At 69.8% G+C, this 12244-nt stretch carries 10 protein-coding genes and 1 pseudogene; 9 read left to right on the top strand and 2 right to left on the bottom strand.

The genetic code is table 11. From position 1 onward, the window contains the following. The first annotated feature begins 98 nt into the window (after window positions 1–98). From BMZ92_RS28345 to BMZ92_RS28355, 3 genes are read left to right on the top strand one after another with little or no spacing between them, the layout of a single operon-like run. Window positions 99–803 (top strand): response regulator transcription factor, encoded by a 705-nt coding sequence (locus tag BMZ92_RS28345; RefSeq protein ID WP_177228904.1) that lies wholly within the window; start codon window positions 99–101, stop codon window positions 801–803. A 14-nt stretch (window positions 804–817) separates the two neighbouring features. Continuing rightward, on the top strand, window positions 818–2116 hold the full coding sequence (locus tag BMZ92_RS28350) for an ATP-binding protein (RefSeq protein WP_091513819.1): 1299 nt from the start codon (window positions 818–820) through the stop codon (window positions 2114–2116). Further along, the gene (locus BMZ92_RS28355; RefSeq protein ID WP_091513709.1) at window positions 2113–2508 is read left to right on the top strand and encodes a (deoxy)nucleoside triphosphate pyrophosphohydrolase; all 396 of its coding nucleotides are present in this window, start codon (window positions 2113–2115) and stop codon (window positions 2506–2508) included. The genes BMZ92_RS28350 and BMZ92_RS28355 overlap by 4 nt, the downstream gene beginning before the upstream one ends. Before the next feature lie 21 nt (window positions 2509–2529). Here the strand turns inward: BMZ92_RS28355 and trpS are convergent, their stop codons facing one another. Continuing rightward, complete coding sequence (gene trpS / locus BMZ92_RS28360; RefSeq protein WP_091513712.1) at window positions 2530–3492, bottom strand: tryptophan--tRNA ligase; 963 nt, start codon at window positions 3490–3492, stop codon at window positions 2530–2532. 258 nt (window positions 3493–3750) lie between these two features. Here trpS and BMZ92_RS28365 point away from each other — a divergent pair, with 258 nt between their 5' ends. After that, window positions 3751–4050 carry a YciI family protein gene (locus BMZ92_RS28365; RefSeq protein ID WP_091513714.1) on the top strand — a complete coding sequence of 100 codons (300 nt, stop codon included), beginning with the start codon at window positions 3751–3753 and terminating at the stop codon, window positions 4048–4050. On the opposite strand, the gene BMZ92_RS37590 is transcribed toward BMZ92_RS28365, so the two are convergent. Further along, the gene (locus BMZ92_RS37590) at window positions 4047–4190 is read right to left on the bottom strand and encodes a hypothetical protein (protein WP_177228905.1); all 144 of its coding nucleotides are present in this window, start codon (window positions 4188–4190) and stop codon (window positions 4047–4049) included. The genes BMZ92_RS28365 and BMZ92_RS37590 overlap by 4 nt on opposite strands. Before the next feature lie 148 nt (window positions 4191–4338). On the opposite strand from BMZ92_RS37590, the gene typA reads away from it, so the two are divergent. The 5 genes and pseudogenes from typA (at window position 4339) to BMZ92_RS28390 (ending at window position 12214) form a co-directional block, all read left to right on the top strand. After that, window positions 4339–6237 carry a translational GTPase TypA gene (typA, locus tag BMZ92_RS28370; protein WP_091513716.1) on the top strand — a complete coding sequence of 633 codons (1899 nt, stop codon included), beginning with the start codon at window positions 4339–4341 and terminating at the stop codon, window positions 6235–6237. Window positions 6238–6387: 150 nt separating this feature from the next. After that, entirely contained in the window at window positions 6388–8115 is a 1728-nt protein-coding gene (locus tag BMZ92_RS28375; RefSeq protein ID WP_177228906.1) for an ABC transporter family substrate-binding protein, read from the top strand. Window positions 8116–8307: 192 nt separating this feature from the next. After that, on the top strand, window positions 8308–10098 hold the full coding sequence (locus BMZ92_RS28380) for an ABC transporter family substrate-binding protein (RefSeq protein WP_091513719.1): 1791 nt from the start codon (window positions 8308–8310) through the stop codon (window positions 10096–10098). A 169-nt stretch (window positions 10099–10267) separates the two neighbouring features. Next, the gene (locus BMZ92_RS28385) at window positions 10268–11284 is read left to right on the top strand and encodes an ABC transporter permease (protein ID WP_091513720.1); all 1017 of its coding nucleotides are present in this window, start codon (window positions 10268–10270) and stop codon (window positions 11282–11284) included. A gap of 1 nt (window position 11285) precedes the next feature. Beyond that, window positions 11286–12214: pseudogene (locus BMZ92_RS28390) on the top strand (ABC transporter permease). Window positions 12215–12244: the final 30 nt, after the last annotated feature.

The raw sequence follows: 12244 nt of genomic DNA on the forward strand, positions 1-12244 counted from the left end.
CGCAAACGCTCCCTCCCCGGCACTGAGATCGGGCTGAGACGCTGAGAGAGCGCTGAGAACGGGCGCACGGCCAGCGAAAACGGTGCATTCTGGGCAGCGTGAAGCCTCGGGTGCTGGTGGTGGACGACGAGCCGGGTGTGCGCAAGGCGCTGCACCGCGGCCTGCGTGCGGAGGGGATGGACGTCCTCACGGCGGCCGACGGGCCGTCGGGGCTGCGGCTGGCGCAGACCGGCACCTTCGACGTGCTGCTGCTCGACATCATGCTGCCCGGGTTGTCCGGCTACCGCGTCCTGCAGCAGCTGCGGGCGCAGGGGATCGGCACGCCGGTGCTGATGATCTCGGCGAAGGACGGCGAGGTGGACCAGGCCGACGGGCTCGACCTCGGTGCCGACGGTTACCTCGTCAAGCCGTTCTCGTTCGTGGTGCTGGTCGCGCAGGTCCGGGCCGTGTTGCGGCGCGCGCAGAGCGAGGCCGTCCGCGGTCCGCTGCGGATCGGGGGCCTGGTGGTGGACCGCGCGACGCGTGAGGTGCGCTGGCACGACGAGCCCGTGGCGCTGAGCCCGCGGGAGTTCGGGCTGCTGGAGGTGCTCGTCGGCCGGGCGGGCACGGTGGTGACGAAGGACGAGCTGCTCCGCGCGGTCTGGGGCGACGAACAGGCCGCGACGCGCAACGTGGTCGAGGTGTACGTCGGGTACGTGCGCCGCAAGCTGGACGCCGTCGGCGCGGGCTCGCTCGTGCGCACCGTGCGCGGCCACGGCTACCTCGCCTCGGACGCCCAGCTCGACGAGGTCCTGCCGGGGTGATCGCCCGCTGGCCCATGTGGCTCCGCATCACCCTGCCCGCCGCCGTCGTCACGCTCGCGGTCCTGGTCGGGTTCGCGGTGCTGGCCGGGCGCGGTCTCGGCCCGTTGCGGCTGGCCTCCGCGGACGCCGAACTCGGCGCCGCGCTGGGCCCGGCCGGTGCCGCGGTGTCCGCGGGCCGCCCGCCCGCGCCGGTGGACGGCATGGTCGTGCGGGTGCTCGACACCGCGGGCGCCCCCGTCGACGGCGGTGGTCCCGTCCCTGGGCTCGGGCAGGGCGAGGTCAGGGCGCTCAAGGCCGGCACGTCCGTCCACAGTGGAGCGATGGCGTGGCGCGGGACGGTGGTGCCCACACCCGACGGCTCGCTGCGGCTCGTCGTCGCGGGCACGGGCCTGGTCGGCCTCGACTCCGCCGTGCGGACGGGCTCGACGTGGTTGCTGTGGGCGGCGCTCGTCGGCGCCGTGCTGGCCGCGATCGCGACGTGGTTCGTGGTGCGCATGGCCCTGCGGCCCGTCGAGCGGATGCGCCGGTCGCTGCGGGCGCTGCCGCCCGGCGAACGCCTGCCCGTGCCGCGCGCGCACGACGAACTCCGCGCCCTCGCCGAGGACTTCAACGCCCTGCTCGCCCGGCAGGAGGAGAGCAGCAGGCGGCTGCGCCGGTTCACCGGCGACGCCGCGCACGAACTGCGCTCGCCGGTCGCGTCGATCCGGGTGCAGGCCGAGGTCGCGGTCGCCAACCCCGATCCCGAACTGGCGCAGGAAACGCTCGCCGACGTGCTCGACGAGGCGGAACGCCTGTCCGCGCTGTTCGACCAGCTGCTGGCGCTCGCCCGGTCCGACGCGGGGGAGGTACCGCCCGCGGAACCGGTCGAACTGGTCACCGAGGCCAGGGACGCGGTCGCCAGGATGCCGGCGGGTGCGCCCCCCGCGCGGGTGAACGGCGTCGTCGGCTCGGCCTGGGCGCACGCCGCGCACGCGGAGGTGGAACTCGTGCTGAACAACCTGCTGCGCAACGCCTGCCGGTACGCGCGCTCGCAGATCGTGGTGTCCGTGGTGCCGGGCCGCAGCAGCGTGCGGGTGGTCGTCGACGACGACGGGCCCGGCGTCCCGCCCGAGCACCGGGACCGCGTGTTCGACCGGTTCTACCGCGTCGCCGACGACCGGTCCCGCAGCTCCGGCGGCAGCGGGCTGGGGCTCGCGATGGTCGCCGAAGCCGTGCGGCGGCGGGGCGGGCGGGTGACCGTCGGGGAGTCGCCGGAGGGCGGTGCCCGCTTCCAGGTGACGTGGCGGCGTGCCGGTAACGTCTCCGCTTCGTGAAGGCGCGAGTGATCGTCGGGGCGGCCATCGTGCGGGGTGGTTCCCTGCTCGTCCAGCAGCGGGCGTACCCACCCGAGGTCGCGGGGCGGTGGGAGCTGCCGGGCGGCCGCGTGGAACCGGGCGAGACCGAGCCGGAGGCGCTGCGCCGGGAGTGCGTCGAGGAGCTGGGCGTGGAGATCACCGTCGGCACGCGTGTCGGGGCCGACGTGCCGTTGCGCTCGAACCTCGTGCTGCGGGTGTACTCCGCCGAGCTAACCGACCCGGACGCGCGCCCGAAAGCCTTGGAGCACAAGGGAGTCCGGTGGATCGACGCCACCGCGCTCGACGACCTGCGGTGGCTGCCCGCGGACCTCGAACTGCTCCCCGCGCTGCACGAGCTGCTGGAAGCCTGAGGTCCGCGGGCCACCGGTCCTTCAGCCCGCGCCGATCAGCCGCAGCGCCGAGCTGAGCCGGTGCTCGCCGCGCTCCGCCGCTCGGGCCGCGCCCGCCTTGCGGATCCGGTCCAGCTCCGCCGGATCCGCCAGCAGCGCCAGCGTTCCTTCGCGGACCGGGCGCAGCGTCTCGATCACCGCGTCCGCCACGGCCTCCTTCAACGCGCCGTACGAGCCGTACGCCTCCGCCACGTCACGCGGGCTGGTGCCGGTGCAGGCGGCGAGGATCTCCAGCAGGTTCGACACCCCCGGCCGCCGCTCGGGGTCGTAGGCGGGCACGGACTCGGCGTCGGTGACCGCGCGGCGCACCTTGCGGCGGATCAGGTCCGGCTCGTCGAGCACGAACACCACCCCGGCCGCGTCCCGGCCGGACTTCGACATCTTCCGCGCCGGGTCGGCGAGGTCCCGCACGCGCGCCCCGGTGGGCGGCAGCACCGCCTCCGGCACGGTGAACACCTCGCCGTAGGTGGAGTTGAACCGCTTCGCGAGCGCGCGGGCCAGCTCCACGTGCTGCCGCTGGTCCTCGCCGACGGGCACCTCGTCCGCACCCAGCAGCAGGATGTCGGCGGCCATCAGCACGGGATAGGTCAGCAGGCTGAGCCGCACCCCGCTCTGGCCACCCGCCTTCTCCTTGAACTGGATCATCCGCGCGGCCTCGCCGAAACTGCACGTGCATTCCAGCAACCACGTCAGCGCGCCCAGTTCCCGCGCGAGATCGGATTGGACGAAAACGCGTTCCGGGGCGATTCCGGACGCGATCAGCACGGCGAGCATCTCGCTGGTGCGCGCCCGCAGCCCGGCCGGGTTGTGCGAGGTGGTCATGGCGTGCAGGTCCGACACGAAGTACAGGTCCCGCGCCCCTCCTGCCGCGGCCCAGTGCGAGATCGCGCCCAGGTAGTTGCCGAGCTGGGCGTGCCCGGACGGGGTGATGCCGGAAAACCTCATGGGGTCTGCTCCTCGAAGGTCGGTGCCGCCCGCGCGGACCGCCTCCCCGGACACGGAAAAGGCCGCCCTCGCGGGGCGGCCTGGATGTGTCAGCGCACAGCGATTCAGCCGCCCGGGGGCGGCCACCACAGTCCGGTGAAGCTGCGCATGGGAGCACTTTAACGCCGGTCCGCGGTTCTTTACCACCGCATGACCGATGTGATCGACCAGTCCCGAATCGAAACCGCCGGTATGCCGCGACGGAGCTACCGTCAATTCATGTATGTGGTTCTGCTGACCTTCACGGCCCCGATGGAAGAAGTCGACTACGCATTGCCCGATCACGCGAAGTGGCTCGAAAAGCACTTCCAGGCGGGCGAGTTCCTCGCCGCCGGGCGCTGCAACCCGCGGGAGGGCGGGGTGATCCTCACGCGCCCCATGTCGCGGGCGAAGCTGGAGGCGATCCTCTGCCTCGACCCGTTCGCGCTCCAGCACCTCGCGACGTACGAGATCGTCGAGTTCGCGGCGACCCGCACCGCGCCGGAGCTGAGCGCCCTCAACGAGGCGGTGCTGGCCTAAGCGGCCGCCTTCGCCTTCTTCAGTGCGAGCACGGGGCACTTCTTGCAGCGGCTCGAAGACCGGCAGCACTTCTTCTTCACCTTGCCGGCCTTGATGAGCTTGCGGACGACCGCCTGGGGGTCCGCGTTCTTCTTGCCCATCCAGTTAGGTTAGGCGCACCTAACTGGAGATGCAGCGTGGCGGGGGTCACAAAGGGGCGGAGGGTATCCTGGAGAAGACTGCCCGTTGGCCAGAGCCGGCGCGGGGGTCTTCCCCCTTCAGACCTTTTAGTACTTCAGGAGCCTTCGCGTGCCCGCAGCAACCGCCGAGAAGGTCCGCACGGACCTGCGCAACGTGGCCATCGTGGCACACGTCGACCACGGCAAGACCACCCTGGTCGACGCCATGCTCCGCCAGTCGGGAGCCTTCGCCGAGCGCGCCGAGGTCGTCGACCGGGTCATGGACTCCGGCGAGCTCGAGCGCGAGAAGGGCATCACGATCCTGGCCAAGAACACGGCCATCCACCGCCAGACGCCGGACGGCGCGGTCACCATCAACGTGATCGACACCCCCGGCCACGCCGACTTCGGTGGCGAGGTCGAGCGCGGCCTCGCGATGGTCGACGGCGTGGTCCTGCTCGTGGACGCGAGCGAGGGCCCGCTGCCGCAGACCCGCTTCGTGCTGCGCAAGACCCTCGAAGCCGGGCTGCCGGTGGTCCTCGTCGTGAACAAGGTCGACCGCCCCGACGCGCGGATCGCCGAGGTCGTCGAGGAGACCCACGACCTGCTGCTCGACCTCGCGGGCGACATCGAGGACGCCGACCTGGACGCGGTGCTCGACCTGCCCGTCGTCTACGCCTCCGCCCGCGCCGGCCGCGCGAGCCTGGAGCGCCCCGCCGACGGCGACCTGCCCGACAGCGAGAACCTCGACCCGCTGTTCGAGACCCTGCTGCGCCACGTCCCGCCGCCCCAGGCCGACGTCGACGGCCCGCTGCGCGCGCTGGTGACCAACCTCGACGCGTCGAACTTCCTCGGCCGCATCGCGCTCATCCGCATCCACTCCGGCAAGCTGCGCAAGGGCCAGACCGTCGCGTGGCTGCGCGAGGACGGCACGGTGCAGAACGTGCGGATCTCCGAGCTGCTGGTCACCGAGGCCCTGGAGCGCGTGCCCGCGCAGGAGGCCGCCGCGGGCGACCTCGTCGCGATCGCCGGCATCCCGGACATCACGATCGGTGACACCCTCGCCGACGTCGAGAACCCCGAGGCCCTGCCGCGGATCACCGTGGACGAGCCCGCCATCTCGATGACGATCGGCGTCAACACCTCGCCGCTGGCGGGCCGCAACGGCGGGGACAAGCTCACCGCCCGGCTGGTCAAGGCCCGGCTGGACGCCGAGCTCGTCGGCAACGTGAGCATCAAGGTGCTGCCCACCGACCGCCCCGACACGTGGGAGGTCCAGGGCCGTGGCGAGCTGGCGCTGGCGATCCTCGTCGAGCAGATGCGCCGCGAGGGCTTCGAGCTGACCGTCGGCAAGCCGCAGGTGGTCACCAGGACCATCGACGGCAAGTTGCACGAGCCGTTCGAGCGGCTGACGATCGACTCGCCGGAGGAGCACCTCGGCTCGATCACGCAGCTGATGGCGGCGCGCAAGGGCCGCATGGAGCACATGGGCGGCAACGGCACCGGCCGCATCCGGCTGGAGTACGTGCTGCCCGCGCGCGGCCTGATCGGGTTCCGCACGGACTTCCTCACCGAGACGCGCGGCACCGGCATCGCCAACCACGTGTTCGAGGGCTACTTCCCGTGGGCGGGCGAGATCCGCACGCGGCACACCGGTTCGCTCGTCGCCGACCGCTCCGGCCCGGTGACGTCGTACGCGATGATCCAGCTGGCCGACCGCGGGACCTTCTTCGTGGAGCCGGGCGCCGAGGTGTACGAGGGCATGGTCGTCGGGGAGAACCCGCGTGCCGAGGACCTCGACATCAACATCACCAAGGAGAAGAAGCTCACGAACATGCGCTCGTCCACGGGTGACGAGCTCGAGCGCCTCGCCCGCCCGCGCAAGCTGGGCCTGGAGGAGGCGCTGGAGTTCTGCGCTGCCGACGAGTGCGTCGAGGTGGCGCCGGAGGCCGTGCGCGTGCGCAAGGTGACGCTGGACATCAGCCAGCGGGCCAAGGAGCGTTCGCGCGCGAAGAGCCTGCCCAAGTAAGCCCTGATCGGGAACCCGCCGGGGGTGGCGGACGTCCACCTCACGGCGGTACCCGATACGGTGCCGGACGGCTCCGGCGTCTTCGGGAATTCCGTACCGGGGTGCGGGGCCTTGTGGCACCATCGTGGGCTCATCGCCTGGGGAGGCAGCGTGCGGACGAGCAGAGCGGCGGCACTGGTCCTGGTGCTCGTTGCCGTGCTGACCGCGTGCACCTCCACGCCGCCGCCCCCGGTCGTCACGTCGCCGGTGGCGCAGTCCACCACGCCGGTGCCCGGCCCGTCGCAGATCGTGGTCGGCGTCGACGACATCGTCGGCGGCTACAACCCGCACAACCTCGCCGACCAGTCGACGATCACCACGGCGCTCTCGCAGCTGCTGCTGCCGTCGGTGTTCCGGCAGTCCGACGACGGCCAGTACCAGCTCGACACCACGCTGATGCGCTCGGCCGAGGTGACGTCGGAGAGCCCGTTCACGGTCACCTACCTCATCCGTCAGGACGCGTCGTGGTCCGACGGCGCCCCGATCGCGGTCGAGGACTTCGTTTACCTCGCCGACGCGATGCGGGACCAGCCCGGCGTCGTGCAGCCCGCGGGCTACCGCCTCATCTCCGCGATCCAGCCCAGCGAGGGCGGCAAGGGCGTTCAGGTGACGTTCTCACAGCCTTATCCCGGCTGGAAGACGTTGTTCTCCAACCTCCTGCCCCAGCACCTGCTGAAGGACGCCCCAGGAGGCTGGCAGGGGGCTTTGCAGGGCAGTTTCCCGGCCTACGGCGGCCCGTTCTCCATCAAGCAGCTCGACACCGCGCGCGGGGAGATCATCCTGGAGCGCAACGAGCGGTACTGGGACAAGCCGGCGGCCGTGGACCAGATCGTCCTGCGCCGGTCGGACGAGGCCGGCCTGGCGGCGGCGCTGCGCAGCGGCAACGAGCAGTTCGTGCTCTCGCGCACGGACGCCACCGGCCTGAAGCTGCTCCAGGACCTCGGGGCGGGTGTGCGGCTGCACACCGTGCCCAGCCCCCGCGTGGCCGACGTGCTGTTGCGCCCGGCGAACGGCGTGCTGGTCAACGACAACGTGCGGGCGGGCGTCGCGGCGCTGCTCGACCGGAACAAGCTGATCGACGAGGGCGCCGCGGGCGGTCCGTCCGCGGGCTTGCGGGCCGACGCGGAGGTGCTCGCACCGGCCATGCCCGGCTACGCCGCGACAATTCCCGCGAACGTGTCAACGCCCGATTCGGGGACAGCCGATCAGTTGTTGCGGAGCGCGGGCTACACCAAGGACGCGGGCACCTGGCGCAAGGACGGCAAGGCGCTCTCGCTCGTCGTCGCCTCGCCGGGGCAGCAGGAGCCGTACGCGAGCGTCGCGAAGGAGCTGGCACGCCAGCTCACGGCGGCGGGTGTGCAGGTCACGACCATCAACCCGGAGCCGAGGGACCTGTTCTCGAACCTGCTGGCCATGCCGGTATCGAGGGCGGGTCAGCCGGGCTCGGACGGCTCCGGGAACGTCGGCGTGGACATCGCGGTCGTCCCGCTGCCGACCGGCGGTGACCCGGCCACCGTGCTCGCCTCGACCTTCGGCTGCCGCCCCGGGCAGACCGGCGGCAGCACGTCGGGCAGCACCGCCGTCGTGCCGGCCAACCCGGCCGCGGTGTGCGACTCCGAGCTGCAGTCGACCATCGAGGAGGCGCTCACCGGCACGAAGACGATGGCCGAGGCCCTCACCGAGCTCGAACCGAAGCTGTGGGCGCAACACACGGTGATCCCCCTGTTCCAGCTCGCAGACACGCTGGGGCTCGGAAACGGCATTTCCGGCGTGACGCCGGGGCCGCCGATGGCTGGGCCGTTCGGGTCAGCCGTGAACTGGACACGTGGCGGCAAGTAACCAACGTATGTCCTCGTGTTAGCGGGAAGTCACCCTTTGGTCACAATCGTTCCCGGAGTGGTGACTCCTCGTGTTGAGGTTCCTAGCGTTCTCCGGCAGTGCGCCGACGCGTGCATTCGGTGTGACATAAGCTCCCGCCTAACGCGCAGGAGCGGTGTGGGCGCGAGCCCAGTGCTAGGAGGGCACACATAAATGAGGAGATGGAAAGCAGCTTCGGCCGTCACAGTGGCCGCGGCTGCCGCGCTCGTGCTGAGCGCCTGCAGCGGCGGCAGCGACGGCGGGTCGGACCAGAACGGTTCGAGCACCGACGTCAAGAGCATGGCCGTCGGCAAGGCGGAAAACGCCAACGCCGGCACGTACAAGCTGGGTGACGTGCCGAGCTGGCCCGGGCCGGTCACCATCGGTATCGACGACGCGTACTCGGCGTACAACAACCAGACGCCGGACAGCAACACGTCGTACAACACCTACATCCTGACTGCCGTCCTCGCCGGCTCCGACGTGCTGGACGGCAACAACAAGGTGTTGCTGAACAACGACGTCCTCGACTCCTGGGACGTGACCTCCACCAACCCGTACACGGTCACCTACAAGATCAAGCCGGGTGTCAAGTGGTCCGACGGCGTTGCCTGGAACTGCAAGGACTTCTACCTCGCGTGGCTGTCCGGCAGCGGCAAGGTCAAGGCGTTCAACGCCGCGTCGACGACGGGTTACGACCTGATCAACGACGCGAAGTGCGTTGACGACCAGACCTTCGTCACCACCTACTCGCAGCCCTACGTCGACTACAAGGGCCTGTTCGACAGCGCCCAGATGCTGCCGGCGCACATCCTCGAGAAGCAGACCGGCATCGCGGACATCACCAAGCTCACGCCGAGCAGCGACCCGGCCGAGCTGACAAAGGCCGGCGACTTCTGGACCAACGGCTGGAAGGGCTTCAAGGCCGACATCATGCCGGCGTCGGGCCCGTACATGATCTCCGCGTTCGACGAGAACCAGGGTGTCGTCACCCTGAAGAAGAACCCGCAGTGGATCGGCGCCAAGGGCGGTCCGGAGACGGTCATCGTCAAGAAGTTCTCGGACACGAAGGCGATGGCCACCGCGCTCCAGAACGGTGAGATCAACGTCGTCGCGTCGACGCAGCCGGACGCCACCGCCGCCGACACCCTCAAGGGCCTCTCGGCGCAGGGCGTGATCTACGGCTCCGCGCCGCAGCTGACGTACGAGCACCTGGACATGAACTACAAGAATGCGATCCTCAAGGACGAGGCAGCGCGCAAGGCGTTCTTCCAGGTCGTGGACCGCAAGGAGATCACCGACAAGCTCCTCAAGGAGGTGCAGTCGGACGTCGCCCCGACCAACAGCCTGATCTGGACCCCGGCCGAGGCCGGCTACAAGGACGCGGGCTACGGCACCACCGCCGGTGTCGGTGCGGCCGAGGCGAAGAAGACGCTGGAGGCCGACGGCTGGACCCTGGGTGCCGACGGCATCTACCAGAAGAACGGCCAGCGCTTCTCGGTGACGATCTCGCACAACAACAACTCGCGTCGTGACCAGACGGTCGAGATCATCCAGTCCCAGGCCAAGGCCGCGGGCATCGAGATCAAGAACGACAACGACCCGACGTTCCTCTCCGGTGGCCGCGTGAGCACCGGTAACTGGGACATCGCGTTGTTCGGCTGGTCGCAGGCGCCGTTCAAGTCGCAGTCGCAGCCGATCTACTCGACCGGCGGCAGCCAGAACTACCAGGCGTACAGCGACCCGAAGGTCGACGACGCGTTCAAGCAGGCCGTCGTGGCCACCGACGAGACCACGGCGAACCAGCACTACGCGGAGGCCGACAAGGGCATCGCGGCGGACTACGCTTCGCTGCCGCTGTTCGCGACGCCTTCCATGTGGGCGTTCCAGGGCGTGGACCGCGTGTACATGCAGTCGTACAACGGTGCGCTGTGGAACGTCGGTGAGTGGGAGCAGCGGAAGTAATCTTCCCGGCTGACCGACATCCCTGGTGGAGTCCGGGGGCGCGGGGTACGAACCCCCGGCCCCCGGACTTCCTCCGGAAGTAGCTGTCGACCGTTGGGCGACCCCCAGTACGGTGGACACCGGGCGCGGCTGCATACTTCCGGCCAGGCCCGGATGAGGAGCTATCTCGTTGAACCTGGTTATTTACATCCTTCGCCGGCTGGCGATTTCGATCCCCGTGTTGTTCGTCGGGACCTTCCTGGTGTTCCTGATGGTCGCCGCGACCGGGGATCCGCTGGCCGAGCTGCGGGGCCGCCCGAACATCAACCCCGAGGCGATCGCGCAGACCGCGCAGCAGCTGGGGCTCGACCTGCCGCTGGTGCCCCGCTACTTCCACTGGCTCGGGAACTTCCTGACCGGTGACTGGGGTGTCTCGGTCGCGCAGGGCAACGCCATGCAGCCCGTGTTCCCCAAGGTGATGAGCGCCTTCGAGGTCACCATCAAGCTGGTGGTCGGTGCCGAGATCCTCGCGCTGGTCGTCGGTGTGGCGGTGGGCGTGCTGGCCGCGGTCAAGCAGTACTCGATCGTCGACTACCTCGCCACGACGCTGGCGTTCTTCCTCTTCTCCATGCCGATCTTCTGCGTCGCGGTCGTCCTCAAGACGTACGCGATCCAGATCAACGGCTGGGTGCGCGATCTGGGCCTGACGGACTGGCTCGGCAACCCGTGGCTGAGAACGACGAGTCCGGAGAACCTCACATCGACCGGGTTCGGGGACTTCCTCGCGAAGTACTCGGGTGCCTACCTGCTGCCCACCCTGTCGATCATGGCGATCAGCTTCGCGGCGTACAGCCGGTTCCAGCGTGCTTCGATGCTGGAGACGCTGAACATGGACTACGTGCGCACGGCGCGGGCCAAGGGCATCTCCGGTTCCCGCGTCATCTTCCGGCACGCGTTCCGCAACGCGCTGATTCCGGTCGCCACCCTGTTCTCGGTGAACTTCGGCCAGGTCCTGACCGGTGCGATCATCACCGAGACCGTGTTCAACTGGCACGGCATGGGGACCCTGCTCGTCGATGCCGTCAACCACAACGATCCGAGTGTGCTGATGGGCTGGCTGGTCGTCGTCGCCGTCATGGTGGTGCTGGCCAACCTGGTCGCGGACCTGTTGTACGGCATCATGGACCCGAGGATTCGCGTTGGCTGACATGAATTCGCTGGTTGCCGGCGAGGCCGCCTCGTCCGCCCAGCGCGAAGGCACCCTTCCCCCCGAAGCGCTTCCGGAACCCGCCAGCCAGGGCAAACTGGTCCTGCGGAAGTTCCTGCGGCACAAGCTCGCCATGATCTCCACGGTGGTGCTGCTCGTCATCGTGCTGATCGCGGTGATCATGCCGATCTTCTGGCCGCACGCCTACGAGGACGCGGGTTCCCGTCGTTCGCGAAGCCGAGTGGCGACTTCCCGCTCGGTACCACCCAGGTCGGCAAGGACATGGTGTCGCAGATCCTGCGCGGTACCCAGTTCTCGCTGCTGATCGCGGTCGTGGTGTCCGTGCTGGGCACCCTGATCGGCGTGATCTTCGGCTCGCTCGCCGGGTACCTGCGGGGCTTCACGGACTCGGCGCTGTCCCGGCTGACCGATCTGTTCCTGATCGTCCCCCAGATCGCGGCCGCGGCCATCATGGCGAAGATGTTCGGGCACGGCAGCTGGTTCGTGGTGGCGATCGTGCTGGCGCTGTTCGCGTGGATGCCGATCGCCCGCATCACCCGCGCCGAGGCGATGGCCCTCTCCCAGCGCGAGTTCGTCGAAGCGGCGCGCGCGGCGGGCGCGGGCACGGGCCGGATCATCTTCCGGCACCTGGTCCCGAACATGGTCGGCAGCATCACGGTGAACGCGACGCTGGCCGTGGCGCAGGCGGTGCTGGTGGAGGCCGCACTGAGCTTCATCGGCCTCGGTGTGCAGCCGCCGGACACCTCGCTGGGCCGGATCATCCTGGAGAACTACGCGCAGGTCCAGACCCGCCCCTGGCTGTTCTTCGGCCCGTTCGTGGTGCTGGTCCTGATCTCGCTGTCGATCAACTTCATCGGTGACGGTCTGCGAGACGCCTTCGACCCCAGGCAACGACGGATGAAGGCATAAAAAAGCACAGTGGAAAAAAGGCGCCCGCCC

Source organism: Amycolatopsis sacchari (genome assembly GCF_900114035.1).
Lineage (GTDB): Bacteria > Actinomycetota > Actinomycetes > Mycobacteriales > Pseudonocardiaceae > Amycolatopsis_E > Amycolatopsis_E sacchari.

Bases quoted from the DNA above. Each gene is read 5' to 3' on its own strand.
- BMZ92_RS28350 (WP_091513819.1), top strand. From the start codon at position 818: ATGTGGCTCCGCATCACCCTGCCCGCCGCCGTCGTCACGCTCGCGGTC.
- trpS (WP_091513712.1), bottom strand. From the start codon at position 3,492: ATGAGGTTTTCCGGCATCACCCCGTCCGGGCACGCCCAGCTCGGCAAC.
- BMZ92_RS28365 (WP_091513714.1), top strand. From the start codon at position 3,751: ATGTATGTGGTTCTGCTGACCTTCACGGCCCCGATGGAAGAAGTCGAC.
- BMZ92_RS37590 (WP_177228905.1), bottom strand. From the start codon at position 4,190: ATGGGCAAGAAGAACGCGGACCCCCAGGCGGTCGTCCGCAAGCTCATC.
- BMZ92_RS28380 (WP_091513719.1), top strand. From the start codon at position 8,308: ATGAGGAGATGGAAAGCAGCTTCGGCCGTCACAGTGGCCGCGGCTGCC.